The 15,184-nt window shown below is 60.3% G+C and carries 26 protein-coding genes; 24 read left to right on the top strand and 2 right to left on the bottom strand.

Annotated features, from left to right (window positions below; genetic code table 11):
* The first annotated feature begins 164 nt into the window (after positions 1 to 164).
* The 18 genes from LZ005_RS19375 to LZ005_RS19290 all read left to right on the top strand — a co-directional run bounded on the left by LZ005_RS19375 (position 165) and on the right by LZ005_RS19290 (position 11,390).
* On the top strand, positions 165 to 542 hold the full coding sequence (locus tag LZ005_RS19375; protein ID WP_237810157.1) for a terminase small subunit: 378 nt from the start codon (positions 165 to 167) through the stop codon (positions 540 to 542).
* Complete coding sequence (locus LZ005_RS19370) at positions 539 to 2,242, top strand: terminase large subunit (RefSeq protein ID WP_237810156.1); 1,704 nt, start codon at positions 539 to 541, stop codon at positions 2,240 to 2,242. Before LZ005_RS19375 ends, LZ005_RS19370 begins: the two co-directional genes overlap by 4 nt.
* Positions 2,239 to 2,466, top strand: coding sequence for a hypothetical protein (locus LZ005_RS19365; RefSeq protein WP_237810155.1), 228 nt, complete (start codon positions 2,239 to 2,241; stop codon positions 2,464 to 2,466). Before LZ005_RS19370 ends, LZ005_RS19365 begins: the two co-directional genes overlap by 4 nt.
* Positions 2,463 to 3,695, top strand: coding sequence for a phage portal protein (locus tag LZ005_RS19360; protein ID WP_237810154.1), 1,233 nt, complete (start codon positions 2,463 to 2,465; stop codon positions 3,693 to 3,695). Before LZ005_RS19365 ends, LZ005_RS19360 begins: the two co-directional genes overlap by 4 nt.
* On the top strand, positions 3,676 to 4,329 hold the full coding sequence (locus tag LZ005_RS19355; protein WP_237810153.1) for an HK97 family phage prohead protease: 654 nt from the start codon (positions 3,676 to 3,678) through the stop codon (positions 4,327 to 4,329). Before LZ005_RS19360 ends, LZ005_RS19355 begins: the two co-directional genes overlap by 20 nt.
* Before the next feature lie 65 nt (positions 4,330 to 4,394).
* Positions 4,395 to 5,678 (top strand): phage major capsid protein, encoded by a 1,284-nt coding sequence (locus LZ005_RS19350; protein WP_237810152.1) that lies wholly within the window; start codon positions 4,395 to 4,397, stop codon positions 5,676 to 5,678.
* Between the two features lie 76 nt (positions 5,679 to 5,754).
* Positions 5,755 to 6,186 (top strand): hypothetical protein, encoded by a 432-nt coding sequence (locus tag LZ005_RS19345; RefSeq protein WP_237810151.1) that lies wholly within the window; start codon positions 5,755 to 5,757, stop codon positions 6,184 to 6,186.
* Positions 6,187 to 6,262: 76 nt separating this feature from the next.
* Complete coding sequence (locus LZ005_RS19340) at positions 6,263 to 6,535, top strand: hypothetical protein (protein ID WP_237810150.1); 273 nt, start codon at positions 6,263 to 6,265, stop codon at positions 6,533 to 6,535.
* Positions 6,532 to 6,903, top strand: coding sequence for a hypothetical protein (locus LZ005_RS19335; protein ID WP_237810149.1), 372 nt, complete (start codon positions 6,532 to 6,534; stop codon positions 6,901 to 6,903). Before LZ005_RS19340 ends, LZ005_RS19335 begins: the two co-directional genes overlap by 4 nt.
* A gap of 3 nt (positions 6,904 to 6,906) precedes the next feature.
* Positions 6,907 to 7,221, top strand: a complete 315-nt coding sequence (locus LZ005_RS19330) for a hypothetical protein (RefSeq protein ID WP_237810148.1) — start codon at positions 6,907 to 6,909, stop codon at positions 7,219 to 7,221.
* On the top strand, positions 7,218 to 8,036 hold the full coding sequence (locus LZ005_RS21920) for a head-tail connector protein (protein WP_237810147.1): 819 nt from the start codon (positions 7,218 to 7,220) through the stop codon (positions 8,034 to 8,036). Before LZ005_RS19330 ends, LZ005_RS21920 begins: the two co-directional genes overlap by 4 nt.
* Positions 8,037 to 8,050: 14 nt before the next feature.
* On the top strand, positions 8,051 to 8,395 hold the full coding sequence (locus LZ005_RS19320) for a head-tail adaptor protein (RefSeq protein WP_237810146.1): 345 nt from the start codon (positions 8,051 to 8,053) through the stop codon (positions 8,393 to 8,395).
* A complete protein-coding gene (locus LZ005_RS19315) occupies positions 8,392 to 8,895 on the top strand; it encodes an HK97-gp10 family putative phage morphogenesis protein (protein ID WP_237810145.1) in 504 nt (167 codons plus the stop codon). The genes LZ005_RS19320 and LZ005_RS19315 overlap by 4 nt, the downstream gene beginning before the upstream one ends.
* Positions 8,896 to 8,899: 4 nt before the next feature.
* Positions 8,900 to 9,448 (top strand): hypothetical protein, encoded by a 549-nt coding sequence (locus LZ005_RS19310; RefSeq protein ID WP_237810144.1) that lies wholly within the window; start codon positions 8,900 to 8,902, stop codon positions 9,446 to 9,448.
* Positions 9,441 to 9,839, top strand: coding sequence for a hypothetical protein (locus LZ005_RS19305; RefSeq protein WP_237810143.1), 399 nt, complete (start codon positions 9,441 to 9,443; stop codon positions 9,837 to 9,839). The genes LZ005_RS19310 and LZ005_RS19305 overlap by 8 nt, the downstream gene beginning before the upstream one ends.
* A gap of 82 nt (positions 9,840 to 9,921) precedes the next feature.
* A complete protein-coding gene (locus LZ005_RS19300; RefSeq protein ID WP_237810142.1) occupies positions 9,922 to 10,383 on the top strand; it encodes a phage tail tube protein in 462 nt (153 codons plus the stop codon).
* 117 nt (positions 10,384 to 10,500) lie between these two features.
* The gene (locus LZ005_RS19295; RefSeq protein ID WP_237810141.1) at positions 10,501 to 10,908 is read left to right on the top strand and encodes a hypothetical protein; all 408 of its coding nucleotides are present in this window, start codon (positions 10,501 to 10,503) and stop codon (positions 10,906 to 10,908) included.
* Between the two features lie 158 nt (positions 10,909 to 11,066).
* Positions 11,067 to 11,390, top strand: coding sequence for a hypothetical protein (locus tag LZ005_RS19290; RefSeq protein WP_237810140.1), 324 nt, complete (start codon positions 11,067 to 11,069; stop codon positions 11,388 to 11,390).
* A 74-nt stretch (positions 11,391 to 11,464) separates the two neighbouring features.
* Here the strand turns inward: LZ005_RS19290 and LZ005_RS21820 are convergent, their stop codons facing one another.
* Complete coding sequence (locus LZ005_RS21820) at positions 11,465 to 12,052, bottom strand: Arc family DNA-binding protein (protein WP_307727820.1); 588 nt, start codon at positions 12,050 to 12,052, stop codon at positions 11,465 to 11,467.
* A 75-nt stretch (positions 12,053 to 12,127) separates the two neighbouring features.
* Here LZ005_RS21820 and LZ005_RS19280 point away from each other — a divergent pair, with 75 nt between their 5' ends.
* From LZ005_RS19280 to LZ005_RS19260, 6 genes are all read left to right on the top strand, one after another.
* Positions 12,128 to 12,328 (top strand): Arc family DNA-binding protein, encoded by a 201-nt coding sequence (locus LZ005_RS19280; RefSeq protein WP_237810139.1) that lies wholly within the window; start codon positions 12,128 to 12,130, stop codon positions 12,326 to 12,328.
* Positions 12,306 to 12,845 (top strand): Rha family transcriptional regulator, encoded by a 540-nt coding sequence (locus LZ005_RS19275; RefSeq protein ID WP_237810138.1) that lies wholly within the window; start codon positions 12,306 to 12,308, stop codon positions 12,843 to 12,845. The genes LZ005_RS19280 and LZ005_RS19275 overlap by 23 nt, the downstream gene beginning before the upstream one ends.
* Positions 12,846 to 12,914: 69 nt before the next feature.
* The gene (locus LZ005_RS19270) at positions 12,915 to 13,619 is read left to right on the top strand and encodes a BRO family protein (protein WP_237810137.1); all 705 of its coding nucleotides are present in this window, start codon (positions 12,915 to 12,917) and stop codon (positions 13,617 to 13,619) included.
* A gap of 14 nt (positions 13,620 to 13,633) precedes the next feature.
* Positions 13,634 to 13,843 carry a hypothetical protein gene (locus LZ005_RS19265; protein ID WP_237810136.1) on the top strand — a complete coding sequence of 70 codons (210 nt, stop codon included), beginning with the start codon at positions 13,634 to 13,636 and terminating at the stop codon, positions 13,841 to 13,843.
* 6 nt (positions 13,844 to 13,849) lie between these two features.
* Positions 13,850 to 14,116, top strand: coding sequence for a DUF1902 domain-containing protein (locus LZ005_RS21915; RefSeq protein ID WP_373889383.1), 267 nt, complete (start codon positions 13,850 to 13,852; stop codon positions 14,114 to 14,116).
* 1 nt (position 14,117) lies between these two features.
* Entirely contained in the window at positions 14,118 to 14,534 is a 417-nt protein-coding gene (locus LZ005_RS19260; protein ID WP_237810135.1) for a type II toxin-antitoxin system HicB family antitoxin, read from the top strand.
* Between the two features lie 72 nt (positions 14,535 to 14,606).
* Here LZ005_RS19260 and LZ005_RS19255 read toward each other — a convergent pair whose 3' ends face one another.
* On the bottom strand, positions 14,607 to 15,056 hold the full coding sequence (locus tag LZ005_RS19255; RefSeq protein ID WP_237810134.1) for a PH domain-containing protein: 450 nt from the start codon (positions 15,054 to 15,056) through the stop codon (positions 14,607 to 14,609).
* Between the last annotated feature and the right edge of the window lie 128 nt (positions 15,057 to 15,184).

The raw sequence follows: 15,184 nt of genomic DNA, 5'->3' as shown, positions 1-15,184 counted from the left end.
AATGAACGGGAGAAGGCACGCGAAAACGCGGCCCCAGACCAGAATCGATGCGGCGGCGCAACACAGAGGGAGGGGCGGGGTCAATCTTTGGGGAGTCCAAAGGCTAGACCGCCTGCCATCCCACGCGCGGAAATTAAACCCCCATTTTCAAATTGAGGAATCAAATGGCCGGAGCGAAAGGACGTAGCGGCGGCGCTCGGCCAGGCGCTGGTCGCAAGCCGAAAGCCAAGGGTGACGTGAAGCAGGAGCCAAAGGTGGCACCGAGCAGCGCGCCACCTGAGAACGCCGAGGACATGCCGGTAGTCATGGACGGCGCTGAGCGTGACCCGCTAGATTTCCTGCTTGCCATTCAGAACGATCCGAAGGTTGACCTGCGCCTTCGGCTGCGGGCATCGGTAGCCGCCGCACAGTATAAGCACACGAAGCGGGCCGATGGTGGAAAGAAGGATGAGCAAGCCGACGGCGCCAAGAGGGCAGCGACCGGCAGATTCGCACCGAAAGCGCCTCCTAAATTGGTTGCAGCGGGCGGCAAGAAAGTATGAAGCCATACCCAGAGTGGACGACAGCCTGTCCCGACTGGGCAGACCGACTGAGGTCCGGGCGGTCGATCATCCCGCCGCCGATATTCGTCGACCAGGCTGAGCAGGCGCTGGCTATCTTTAAGCAGCTCCGCGTGGTCGACCTTCCCGGCCAACCGACCTTTGGCGAGTGCTGCGAAAAGTGGGTCTTCGACTTTGTGGCAGCCATCTTCGGAGCCTACGACGAAGAGACGGGCAAGCAGCTGATTCGTGAGTTCTACTTGCTGATAAGCAAAAAGAACACGAAATCGACAATCGCGGCCGGAATCATGCTTACGGCAGTGATCATGTGCTGGCGGCAGGACGAAGAGCACCTGATCCTGGCGCCGACGAAAGAGGTGGCAGACAACAGCTTCAAGCCGGCGGCCGGCATGGTGCGTGCAGATCCTGAATTGTCAGCTCTGTTCCACGTCCAGGGTCATATGCGCACGATCACCCATCGGGAGACCGGTGCATCACTGAAGGTGGTCGCAGCAGATACCGATACCGTCAGCGGAAAGAAATCGGGCCGCGTGATGGTCGATGAGCATTGGGTGTTCGGCAAGTACGCAAACGCAGATGCAATGTTTATGGAGGCCCTTGGTGGGCAAGTGTCGCGCGAGGAAGGCTGGGTAATCTACCTGACAACGCAGAGCGACGAACCTCCCGCCGGCGTCTTCAAGGAAAAACTGGGCTACTTCCGCGATGTCCGGGACGGCGTTATCGTCGATCGTAAATCGCTGGGCGTGTTGTTCGAGTTCCCACAGGACTTTATCAAGCGACAGGCTTACCTGAACCCTGACAACTTCGGCATGACAAATCCGAACCTCGGCAAGTCGGTAAGCGCAGAGTGGTTGCAGGACCAGATCCGCAAGCTGCAGCACAAGAAGGACGGTTCCTTCCAGAAGTTCCTTGCAAAGCATCTGAACGTCGAGGTTGGCATGAATCTCCGTTCCGACTGCTGGGCCGGAGCAGAGTTCTGGAAGCAGCAAGCCATCGAGTGCTTTCACCTCGATGAGTTGATCGAACGCTGCGAAGTGGCCACGGCCGGCATCGACGGTGGCGGCCTGGACGACCTGCTTGGCCTGACGATCATTGGGCGGGAAAAGGTTACGAGGCGCTGGCTCTGGTGGTCTCATGCCTGGGCGCATCGCATTGTACTGGACCGTCGCAAAGAGATTGCCGCTCAACTGGAGGACTACGAGCGCGACGGTGACCTAACACTGGTGGACAAGCCCGGCGATGACGTGTGCGAGCTGGCCGACATGATCTGCGAAGTGAGGGACGCCGGCCTGCTTCCGGAGAAGCACGCAATTGGCGTCGATCCTGCAGGCATCGGCGACGTCATTGATGAACTGACCACCGAAGAACGCGGGATCACAGCGGAACAGATCGTGGCGATTTCTCAGGGTTACAAACTGAACGGCGCCATCAAGTCCACTGAGCGAAAGCTGGCCGGAGGCGACCTGGTTCACGCGGGACGGCCGTTCATGGCCTGGGTAGTCGGAAATGCCCGGGTTGAGGACAAAGGAAACGCAATTCTGGTGACAAAGCAGGCGTCTGGGAAGGCAAAGATCGACCCGCTGATGGCCGGGTTCAGCGCCGTTTCTCTGATGGCCTTGAACCCAGAGGCGTCGGCTGGAACGGATTCATATTTGAACGAAGAATCGGCAATCCTCCTATGAAAGCAATCGCAACAAAATCGCTCGGCGCAGCCGGTGCGCTGGCTGTGGCATTGGCCAAATCCGTAGCCAGCCCTGCCGCAATCCGGTCCGCTGCTGTGTTCGGCGGTGGCTACATGGTCAGCCACGGCGCCGCGCTGATCTATGCGCCGGCCGGCTGGATCGTAGGCGGTGGACTCATGCTCATCGCCGGCCTGTCTGGCCACTTGCGTGGCGGCGACCAATGAGTGGCTTGCTGACCAAGTTGCTTGGCGGCCCGACAGACGCCAAGGGCGGCCTGATGGACAAGCTGCTTGACATCATTGGTGGCGGCATTCCGAGCAAGGCGGGTCCCGGCGTGAATTGGAAGACCGCGCTACGGGTGTCGACGGCATTGAGTTGCGGGCGCGTGCTGGCCGAGGGTATTTCTCAGGTTCCGTTCAAGCTCATGCTCGAGCAAGAAAGCGGCGGCAGTGAATTGGCGCGTAAGCATCCTCTATACAACGTCCTGGCGCGCCGGCCGAATGACTGGATGACGCCGTTTGAGTTCCGCGAGACCATGATGTACCACGCGATCTTTGCGCGCGGCGGCCATGCGGTGATCAACCGAGTGAACGGCAAGGTTTATGAACTCTTGCCAGTAATGCCCGACCGTATCCGAGCCGAGCAGAAGGCCGACACGACTCTGGTCTACTGGATCCGCATGCAGGATGGGATTGAGCGAGAGTTTCCTCGCGAGTCGATTTTCCGAGTGCGCGGGCCGTCATGGGATGGCGTCGAAGGCATGGACATCATCGACCTGGCGCGCGAGGCCTTGGGCCTGGCTCTTGCCACAGAGGAAACTCACGCCCGCCTGCACAAGAACGGCGCAAAGGCGGCCGGCGTAATCTCCGTCGATGGGAAACTGAGTTCCGAGAACCGCGAGTACCTCAAGAAGACGTTCATCGAAGCGACCACCGGCGACAAGGCATACAAGACCCTGGTGCTGGATCAGGGCGCCAAGTTCAGCCAGATGTCGATGAATGGCGTGGACTCACAGCACCTCGAAACCCGCCGCTTTCAGATCGAAGAAGTCTGCCGTGCCTTTCGTGTGTTCCCACAAATGGTGGGCTATGCCGACAAGACCGCGACTTTTGCGAGCGCCGAGCAGTTTTTCATCGCCCATGTCGTGCATTCACTCACGCCGTGGGCAGAACGATTTGAGCAGGCCGCCGATCGCGACATGCTCACAAAGAAGGAAGTCGACGCTGGCTACTACACCAAGCTTCAGCTCCAAGGCTTACTGCGCGGCGATGTGAAGTCCCGCGGGGAATTCTATGTACGGATGTTCGGCATCGGTGCAATGAACCCCAACCAGATCCGCGCTCTGGAAGACATGAACCCCTACGACGGCGGCGAGAAGTACTTCGTCCCCATGAACATGGCGGACATCGCCGCTATCGAAAAAGGAATCAACAATGGCAACCAAAACTCGTGACATCGCCTTTGAGCTCAAGTCGCTGAAGGAAGACGGTTCCTTTGAAGGCTACGGCAGCGTCTTTGGCGTCAAAGACAGCTACGATGAAATCGTGGCCGCTGGCGCCTTCACTGAATCGCTGGCCAGCCACAAAAACGCCGGAACCATGCCTGCCCTGCTCTGGCAACACCGTTCCGGCGAGCCGATTGGCGTCTACCTCGAAATGAAGGAAGACAACATCGGTCTGAAGGTCACCGGCCAGCTCGCGTTGAAGACCACGCGCGGCGCCGAAGCCTACGAGCTGCTCAAGATCGGCGCCATCACGGGCCTGTCCATCGGCTTCGTGACTCGCGAGGACTCCTACGACCGCGTGACGGGGATCCGCACGCTCAAAAAAGTCGACCTGTGGGAGGTTTCCCTCGTCACCTTCCCTGCCAACGACGCCGCCCGCATTCAGGGCGTGAAGTCGATCGAGCAGCTGGAGGACCTCAAATCTGCGGAACAGTACCTGCGCGATGCAGGCCTGAGCCGCACCGAAGCCAAGGCGTTCGTCGCCAGGGTGAAATGCCTCGGACAGAGTGATTCTGATGGGGGCGAATTGCAGCAAATCCGCGAGGCACTTTCGTCCCGCGGCGCGGTGTTCGCCGCAACCTAAATCCGTCGAATCACAACAATGTGGCCGCCGCGTGCGGCCTTTTTCTTTTCTTGAAAGGCAAAACCATGAGCGATCTTTCCGAAATCAAGCAGATCCTGGACCAACAGGGTCGTGCGTTCGAAGAGTTCAAACGTACCAACGACGAACTGATCAAAGCCAAGGCCGACGGCAAAGCCATCGGCGATCTGGAGGCCAAGCTGGCCAAGATCGAGAAAGAAGGCATGTCGGCCGGCGAGGCCGCAAGCGCCAAGCTGCAGGCCGCCGAGCATGAAGCCAAGCAAGCCAAGGCTGCCGCCGAGGAAGCCAAGCAAGCTCTGGAAGAGCTCGAAGCTAAGTTGAACCGCCAAGGTCTTGGCGGGCTGAAAGGCGGTACCAAGACCGACGTCAACGCGTGGGCGCGCGCTGTGGTCGACGCCCACGTCAAAGGCGTCGTCAACCTGTCCGAATCGCAGCGCAAGGCCCTGGAAGCCGTCGAAGCCGAATATAAGTCGCTGAGCGTGTCGAACGACACCACCGGTGGCTACCTGGCGCCTTCCGAGTACGTCAAGGAAATCATCAAAGGCGCGACCGAAATCAGCCCGGTCCGCCAACTGGCCCGCGTGCGTGCCACCGGCGCCAAATCGATCATCCTGCCGAAACGCACCGGCCAGTTCGCTGCCGTCTGGGTCGCTGAGCAAGGTGACCGAAGCGAAACCACTGGCTTGAAGTGGGGTCAACTGGAAATCCCGGCGCACGAGATGTATGCCCTGATCGACATCTCCAAGCAAAACCTGGAAGACAGCGCGTTCGACCTCGAAGGCGAGATCACCTTCGAAGCCACTGAGCAGTTCGCTGTCGCCGAAGGCGCCGCCTTCGTGTCCGGTACCGGCGTCGGCAAGCCCGAAGGTTTCCTGGTCAACGCCGACGTGGGTATCACTGTGACTGGCGCCGCTGCCGCCCTGACGGCAGACAGCCTGTTCGATGTCAAGCACGCCATCAAGACCGTCTACACCCGCAACGCAAACTGGGCCCTGAATCGCACCACTCTGGGCTCCGTGCGCAAGATGAAGGATGGCAACGGCAACTACCTGTGGCAGTCCGGCCTGGCTCTGGGCAAGCCGAATACCATCGACGGCGATCCGTACGTGGAGGTCCCGGACATGCCGAACGAAGCGGCAAACGCCAAACCGGTCGCCTATGGCGATTTCATGCGCGGCTACACGCTGGTCGACCGCATCGCAATGTCGATGCTGCGCGATCCGTTCACCCAGGCGACCAGCGGCAACATCCGCTTCCTGCTGAGCCGTCGTGTGGGCGGCATGGTGGTGCTCCCCGAAGCCATCCGCGTGCTGAAGTGCTCGGTATCCTGATCCACGCGAGATGAACCCGGGCCCTGCCCCAGGGCGGGGCCTCCCCTAAATTCCAAATCTCCATAAGGCACATACCATGAACCGTGACCTCTGCAACAATATCCACCCGCTGCGGGCCATCAGCCCGGTGGCGGCCGGCACCGATAACACGCCCTACGTGTCGCAGATCATCGACACCGCCGGCTACAACTCGCTGACCTTCGCGATCATGATCGGTGCCAATACCGACGCCGACGCGACCTTCACCGTGCTGATCGAAGACGGGGACGACTCCGGTCTGAGCGACGGCGCCGCCGTGGCCGACAAGTTCCTGATCGGCACCGAGGCCCTGGCGAGCTTCACCTACGCCGATGACAACGAGACCCGCAAGATCGGCTATGTCGGTCCGAAGCGCTATGTGCGCATGACGATCACGCCGGCCGCGAACGGCGCCGGCAACATCTACATGGCCGCCATCGCCATCCTCGGCCACCCGAACAGCGCGCCGACCGCGAATCCGCCGGTCTAATCCGCGCGACAAACCAGGCAATGGCTGGGGCTGACCTGGCCATTGCTCCCCCAACTCAATAATCACGAGGATTACCATGGGCTCGAATACCCTGAACTACCGTGAACAAGGCGGTGCGGCGGACCACATTGGCGGCATGTTGGACGTCGATAGCGGCGGCACGCTTCGTATCCGCTCCGGCGGCAAACTGCTGGCCGGAACCTCGCAGATCGCTGGACTCACCACGGTTGGCTCCGCCAGTCTGACGACCGCAGCCATCCCGGCCTTGAGCACGGCCCAGGTCGCCGCCCTCTGCGCCAATAACGACCTGATCGTGAACGCGCTCAAAACCCTCGGGGTCGCTTCGTGAGCCACGCCACCCGCGTATCGGTCACCGTCACCACGGCCGCCGACGGCTCGGCTACGGCGTATAGCCCGGCAGTCACCGGCAAGCTGTCGACGATCCGCTATGTCAAGGACACCTTTGACAACGGCTCGACGATGACGGTGACGGTCGAGCAGACCGGTGAGGCCGTCTGGAGCGAAACCGGCGTCAACGCCAGTGCGACGCGGGCACCGCGCCAGGCGACGCACAGCACGGCTGGCGCCGCGGCACTTTACGCGGCCGGTGGCGCGGCAGTGAACGACAAGATCGTCATGGCAAATGACCGCCTGAAGATCGTCATCGCTGCCGGCGGCAATACCAAGTCCGGCACTTTCCACTTCATCATCGAGTAAGCCATGAAAATCCGCATGCTTCGAACCACACCCGGTTCCATCGACGGAATCCGCGTGACGTCCTACGAAGCCGGAAGCGAATATGATCTTGGCGCCAGCAAGGGCGCCAAAGATCTGGCAGTAGCTTTTGTCGGCGCCGGCCTGGCCGAGGAAGCTGCTTCTGTCGCCCCGGCAGCAGTTGAATCCAGCGCTGGCGCACCAGCGGCTGCCACCGAGAGCGATCAGCCTGCCGGCCTGGCCGAGGAAGTTGCTCCGGAGACGACTGCCCACGCCGCTGCGCCTGAAACCAAGCCCAAGCGCGCAAAGGCAGCCAAGTGATTGGGAACACCATCATCCGCCGCGGCCCGGGCGCTGAGCCAGTCTCGCTTGCCGAGGCAAAGGCTCACGTCCGCGCGATTCTGGCCCAGACCGACGAGGATGCCCTGCTGCTGAGCTATATCGCAGCGGCGCGCCAGTACGTCGAATCGACCACGGCACGCGCCGTGGTCACGCGGGCAGTGCGGACGACGTTTCCTGAATTTGAATGCCGCCTGGACTTGCCGGCGCCGACGCGCGCAGTCTCTGCGGTGACCTACCTGGACGCGGCTGGTGACACCCAGACCTTGGACCCGGCGAGCTACGTGGTCGACCTGAGCGGCGCGGTGGCGTCGATCACCCTGGCCAGCGGCTACGTCTGGCCAACGACGCTCAACCATCCGGCCGCCGTGACCGTGGATTTGATCTGTGGCCACGCCACACCATACGCAGCGAACGCTGGCACCGACGTGCTGACCGCTGTCGGCCACCCTTACGCGAATGACGATGTGGTTCGCGTTTGGAACAGTGGCGGCGCCGTGCCGGCCGGCTTGACGGCACAAACCACGGATTATTTCGTTGTGGGCGCCACGAGCGACACCTTCCAGCTCGCGGCCAGCGAGGGCGGCGCTGCGGCGAACATCACCGACACCGGCTCCGGGACAAACTTTGTCGTGGCCGCCAACGACCAATACTGGGCTGCAATGCGCCTGGCTGTGCTTCTGCTGGTCGGCCACTGGTACAACAACCGCGAGGCATCGACAACGGCCGCAAATGTCAGCGACATCCCGTTCGGTGTTGATGCTCTGCTGACGCCCGCCAAGGTTTGGGGGTTCTGATGCTAGCCGGCCGGATGAACGACCGCATCACCATCCAGGTGAATGAAGTCACGACCGAGGACGTCCACGGCACCGATGTGGCGGACTGGCAGACCTTCGCCGGCGCGGCGCGTATCCCCGCGGAGGTGCAAGACCAGCTCCCCAGCAAGGGCGAGGGAACGCGTGATGGCGTGCGCATGTCGGTGGGCCCCGCCCGCATCCGCTTCCGCTACCTGGTGGGCGTGACGGCGGCCATGCGCATCATCGTACACGGCGAGACTGACCGAATTATGCAGATCGTCAGCAAGCCAGCCATCCTCGGCAATCGTGAGGGAATCGAGATTATGGCCGCCGACTACTCGACGGCGGGCGATGCATGAGCAACGTCAAAGTCAAGGGCTTGAGCGAACTGCAGAAATTCCTCGACCAACTGCCCGCCAAGGTCGAGAAAAACATGCTGCGCAGCGGGCTGCGCGCCGGCGCCAACGTCATCAAAGACGCGGCGGGCGAAGAGCTGGAATCCAACGGCAGCGTCGTTACTGGGTCGCTGAAAAAGGGACTCAAGGTATCCACGAGCTCTAGGAAGGGCGTCGTGAAGGCCAAGGTCAAGACCACTGGCCCGCACGCCCACCTGGGCCCATGGATTGAGCACGGGACGAAGCCACACCTCATCAAACCGAAGGCAGCGAAGGCTCTGGCCATCAAGGGCTCGCTTGTCGAAGTGATTCACCACCCCGGCGCTAAGCCGAAGCCATTCATGCGGCCCGCCCTGGATTCGCGCGCCACCGAAGCTTTGCAGGCTGTTGGCGATGCCATCAAGGCTCGCCTGACGAAGCAAGGCCTCGACACGAGCGCCATCGATATCGAAGTTGAAGGATAAGACCATGACCACCAAGCTGAACATCGAGCGCATCTGGGAAGGCGAGACTGTCGCCATCCTCGGCAACGCCCCCACCCTGCCAGCCGAGCTGGAAGCCATGGGCCGCCCGGCGCGCGCCATCGCCGCCAACCAGGCCGCCATCGTCGCGCCCTGGGCCGACATGCTGGTGTCGATCGACGCGAACTGGCGCCCGGAACTGAATGACTTCGCCGGTGTGCGCGTGATCGGTTTCGAGTCGGACGCCATCGATGCCGCCTTCGCCCACTTCCCGCACGAATCGGTCGAGGTCGCGCCTGGCCATACGATCGAGATCCGCAACAACACTTGCGCCGCGATGCGCCTGGCCGCCAGCCTGGGCGCCGCAAAGATCGTCCTGCTGGGCCTCGATCTCGAATACTACGAGGCCAACATGGCCGCCCCTGGCAGCGCCAAGGCCATCACCAATCTGGCCGCCGAGCTGACTGCGCAGGGCGTGCCCGTGGAACGCTTCACGATGCCAGCCGCGTCCGCGCCGGCCGAACAACCGAAAAAGCAGAAAGGCCGCGGTGTCTGACGTTGCCGTCATCCGCTATCTGCTTACGCACAACGCCACCATGACAGCGGCGGTGCCCGCAGAGCGGATCAAGAACGGCACGCTCCCAGAAGGGATCGAACTGCCGGCGATCCAGATTCGGAGCATTTCGGCGCCCAGCTGGAAACCGATTCGCCGCGGCACAAAGCTGACCTACCGCGCGCGCGTGCAAATCACCGTGCACGCCAAGAACTACCCAAGCCAGAAGTCGCTGCTGGCATTGGTGAAGGCCACCCTCCCGCGTGCCCACGGCATCATCGCGGGCGCCGACGTGGCCAGCCTGACGCATGACAGCGACGGCCCGGACTTCAGCGACGACGACGCTGGAATTTATCAACAGTCGGTCGACTACATCCTGACGTTTAGCGAATAGTCGGCAACAAGGAATTCGATTTTCAACCCGCCCGCCCGGAGTGATCCGCAGGCGGGTTTTTCTTTTGTGAAAGGAAGTAGCCATGGCAGCACATACCACCCCGGCGCAAAACACCGACACCACCTATGCGATCAGCGCTTCGCTGCCCGCGACCTACGATGCGGCCGGCTACGGCGCCACCGCGATGGTCTACACCGAAATCACCCAGGTCGAAAGTTGGGGCCCGTATGGCGCCAAGCGCTCCATCAACAAGTTCCAGCCGATCAAGGGCGCCGTGTCCAAGGCCAAGGGAGCGCCCGACTACGGCGACATCGAAGTGGTCTTCGCCCACATCCCTGGCGACGCCGGCCAGATCATCGTCAAAGCCGCCGATGCTTCGCCGAATCACTACAGCGTGAAAATCACGTACCCCGACGGCGAAGTCGACTATCTGGACGTCCTGGTGGCCGGCTTCGAAAAGAGCGCCGCAAAGGAAGGCGAATTCCAAAAGATCACCACCACCCTTGGCGTCTGCCGTGCGGTGGTCAACGTGGCGGCACCGTAATCCAAACCCAACCGAATCCGGCCCAGGCCGGCACCCAGCACCGACCGGTCGCTGTCGTTCCTTCGCGGGACGCGGCGGCCGGCACGGGCACTTATCAATCCCGCGAAGAAAGGCAACATGATCATGAACGACATCACGAATACCAACACCGAATTCAACTTGGCCGATTTCGAGGCCAAAGACACGGCTGTGCTGGAAGTGCAGAACATCAAGGACGATGGCCCGCTGCTGCGTGGCGGCCAGCCGGTGCGCATCGTCGTGCGCAGCCCCGGCTCCCGTGAAGCTCTGTCGGCCCAGCACAAGCTTTCGACTGCAACGAATGCACGCACCTTCGCTGCGATGCGCGGCAAGCCCGTCAAGCAGACCATCGACGAAGAGCTGGCCGAGCGCGCCGAGCGCCTGGCCGCGATCACGGAGAGCATCGAGAATTTCCCGGTGAGTCCGCGCGAGCTGTACGCAAATCCGAAGATGGCCTGGCTCACTAACCAGGTCGAGAAATTCCACGGTGACTGGGCAAATTTTTAAACGGGCTAGGCGAGGAGCTGATTGTCTACGTTCGACACCTCGCCTGGCTAAACGCGGTTCCGCAGCCGCCTGAACCACCGAAAGGCAGCAAGGCACTTCGCCAGACCAATTCGAAGTCACGCATTGCCCGACTCGCGGCATCTGGGCGTGATCCAGTGATGCCCGAGACCTCGCTGCTCTACTTGAAGGACATCCTGTTCGAAATCGGCCCGGTCTCAAACAACGGCATGGGCCAGGACAGGCTTTCGGTAACGGAAATCGAGTCCTGGCAAAAGCAGATGGGAATTTTGCTTCAGCCCTGGGAGTTTCGGCTGCTGCGGCGCGCTTCCGGTGAATACCTGGCCGAGGCGCAGCGTTCGGAAGAACTCGGCAGACCGGCGCCGTACGAACCAGAACTGCATCCAGCAGACAATCTTATTCGGTCGGATTTGACGAAGGCAGCAATGCGCGCTATGCAGAAAGCGGCTGAAGGAGAGGACTAACTTAGGGGCGATGAGTCAATAAGTCGCTGTGCAACCGGCTGAATTTTGAGCCGGTTGTATTGCACAATACAAAGTCATGACTTTTTTTTACGGGGCTTAGAGGTTTTGGCTTCTGCGGCGACTAAGGATTTGTCGCCCCTTTGAATCAGAAAGTCGGGGGAAAGGAGATTCGAATCTGAGGATGTGAATTCCAGTCCCAGTTCCTTCATCCGGTGCGAACTGCTCCTAAGTGCCTCGATGGCTTTTGCGTTCTCTTCTTCGAGGTTTCGGAGACCATTTGCCATGACTTCAAAGGCACGGTCCTTGAAAACCTTAAGGTCTGCCGGATCGCAGGGTTTGTTCATTTCGATGTGCATAGCGAGCAAAGCTACCACTGTCGCGAAGTTCAACCTGTCGTTGCTGATTGTGCGAGCCTCAAGCTCAAGTTCGGCAATGCGATAGGCCAGGGTGGCGACGATGGTGTCGTTGGCGGTGCCGGCGAAGGACTGATCGAGGCGCGCGACGATCTCGGCGTTCATCGAGCGGTTATTCTGCTTGGCAGCTTCAGCGATGTTGTCGCGCATGCCATCGGGCAGTCGAACGATAAAACGCTCTTGGGTCTCGCTTGGGTAAGGTTTCTTGGTCATCCGACGAGGATAATGGCGACTCGGAATATTTTCCATGATTCCGACTTGACACTAATGCCGAGTCGGCATATGCTGAGTTCGTGCCGATGTGGCGCTAACAGAGGGCAGAAAATGGCAAACAAGAAAGGAACGGAAGTTTGGCGCGGCCAAGTGCGCATGCCGGCGCCGATCATGGCCTGGGTGCATAAGCGGGCGGAGGAGAACTTCCGCTCGGCAAACGCTGAGTTGGTCGAACTGGTGCGTGACGCAATGCGGCGTGATTCCGGCAGGGTTTCCACGGAGGGCAGCCATGACGCCCAGCAAGCGCAGTGAACCGGCCCAAGCGCAATTGGTCGTTGCAATGGGTGGGCGACTAGTTACCGACTCCCGCACGGTCGCAAGAGCGTTCGGGAAGTTGCATAAGAACGTCTTGCGCACCATTGATGACATGTTGGCTAGTGAGAACCTGGAAATCCGCGAACATGCCCGGCTCAATTTTGAGCCCATGACGCTGCAATCCAAGGCGGGTAAAGGCGCTTTGCGCAGTGTTCGCGCCTATCGAATTGCCCGCGATGGCTTTTCGGAACTGGCCATGAGCTTCACGGGCGACAAGGCACGTATCGTTCGAATTCGCTTTCTCGCCGCATTCAACGAGATGGCCGACCGTTTGAAACGCGGGCAGCAAGGTCTATGGACTCAATTGCTGGACAACCTAAAGCGCGATAAGGAATCGCGTGAGCAGGCTAGTGTTGGTTCGAAGATGCTACTGACACGAAAGCGCGAGCTTGGGCCGTTACGAGAAGAGCGCGCGAAACTGGAGTTGGCAATCCAGCCGACTTTGCTGAACTGAAAAGAAAACCCCGAGCGATCTTGGCGGATGGGCTCGGGGCGATGTGAAACCACTTAGCGAGGTATCAACATGGAGAATCGTAGCACAGAAGTCGCTGTCGTCAATGGGAAGCCCGTCGCAGGCAATCATGCGGTTTGCGCTGGATCCAATGAAGCATCGGAATTCTTCTTCCATGCGAACCGCGTCCGCGTCGTGATCCGCGACGGCGAACCCTGGTTCATTTGCGTGGATGTGGCTGAATCGCTGGGCTACCGCAACGCCCCGGATGCATCCCGTCATCTGGACGCTGATGAAAAGGGTACGCAGATTGTGCGTACCCCTGGTGGGGACCAGCGAGTGACGGTGATTAGTGAGTCTGGCCTGTACACGCTTGTCCTGCGCAGCCGCAAGCCCGAGGCCCGCAAGTTTGCTAAGTGGGTGACGCGCGACGTTCTGCCGACGATCCGCAAGACTGGCTGCTACCAGGGCGAAGTCGGCAAGATGCCGCTTCCGCTGGAACTGCAACGCGCGATCGCGGGTGATATGGTGGCGCTGAGTGCCGACATGGAATACATCCGGAGCTGGTGGCGCGAATTCGGCGCATCGCTCCAGGTGCTGGCGCCGGAAGCTGCGAACCAGGTTCATGACCACATCGTTGAAGGCGCCGCGCTCTGCCGCATCATGGTCAAGCGCTTAGGAACGAATTCGATGCGCGCGCCAGCCGAGCAGCACCAATGGCGATCCGGTCGGCGCCATCGGGCCGCAAGCGGTCGTGGTATTGTTCTCGGTCAATAAAGACGGAGGGCGCCATGAAAATGAATGAAAGTCCAAACAAAATCAGCGATGGAGACTTAGTGCGCCGGGCTGAAACCGCCTACCGCAAGGCTGGCGGCAATCAGCAACCGAGCGACCGCAGTGTGGAGGTGGTCGAATGTCGCCGCCGCGTGACCCTTTCGAACGTCAACGGCACGCTTGCGGTCTATGAATTCGACGGCAAGCGCCTGAAGCGCATCGAATAGGCGAGCATGTACACGGTCGGGAATCCGTTCTGGAGGCTGGCGGCGCTGGCTGGCATGCGCATGGTGGTAAGCGTGGACGTCCGACGTGACGCGAGCGCTGGCGTCTATGTGGCGTCAAGTACCGGCCTGGACGGCCTCGCATGCGAAGCGAGAACCTTGGACGAGCTGAAGGCTGAGATTGACAGCGTCGTCGACGTCCTGCTAGAGCTGGAACTGGGCCGGCGCGTCAGGCGCCCTGTCATCGGACTTCGGATTCAGCCGAGAAAGGATTGAAATGCAGTACCCCGTCACGCTCACGGAAGACCCTGGGCACGGCCTGATTGTCACTTTCAGGGATATTCCTGAGGCGATCAGCCAAGGTGATGACGTCGAAGAGGCGCTGGCCATGGCAGAAGATGCGCTGTTGACCGCGCTGGAGTTCTATTTCGAGGACATGCGCAAGGTCCCAGCACCTTCCGAACAGCTTGAGGGTGAACACCTGGTGCGCATCCCGGCGAGTGTTGCCGTCAAGGTGTTACTGCTGAATGAAATGGTCGAACAGAATTTCTCGGTCGGTTCCATGGTGCACCTTTTGGGCCTCACGCGCCTGGAAGCAAACCGCCTACTGGACCCTGATGGATCGACCGACATCGACACGATCGAGCGAGCGTTGAAACTACTGGGGCGAAGTCTGGAATTCAGCCTCAAATGAGCAAAGGAAGCCCACCAGAGAAATCCGGTGGGCTTTCTTGATTGTGGGTGCCAGGACTGGCGCCGACATTTCCTACGCTGCGCGTACCTTGTTTGCTGTCTCTTGGGCCTCCATGAATTTGCGGCGAAACTCAAGCGGATTGGCGATGCCAGGGATTGGCGCTTGCGGATTGCCGGCCCCGGACAACACAAGCGAGCCGAAGTTGAAAATGCGGCCGAGCAGCGACTGATCGACTTGCAAACTCTCAATCTTATTGATATTGAGCTCGATCGTCTTGCGGCTGATGAAGCCGAATTTAGCAATAACGCGGCGGTCCGTAATTGCAAGCTCAGTCGACGAAACCTTAATCCAAACGGCTAGGAAGCATGCTAGCGGAATAACGAACATTGGCAAAAAGCCGATGCCCAGCGGAAGAGTTAGTACCCCAAGCAAGAGCAGCACAAACTGCGACCAAAGACTTGTCTCCGCCTCATGGATGACAGACTCACTTGGCAAAAGTACGGCGCGAACGTAGCTGGACATGGCAACCTCGATTACTGAATTTAAGAAATCAAATTGTATGCACTAAGCAGCGCGCAATAGTCACAAATTATTGCACGGACAGTTTCACCAAGGTCAACAAGGGCCGCCTTCGGGCGGCCCTTTTCTTT

Source organism: Massilia sp. TS11 (assembly GCF_022012445.1).
Lineage (GTDB): Bacteria > Pseudomonadota > Gammaproteobacteria > Burkholderiales > Burkholderiaceae_D > Telluria.
Note: the sequence above shows the minus strand (reverse complement) of the source record. Positions and strands in the feature narration are given on the sequence as shown.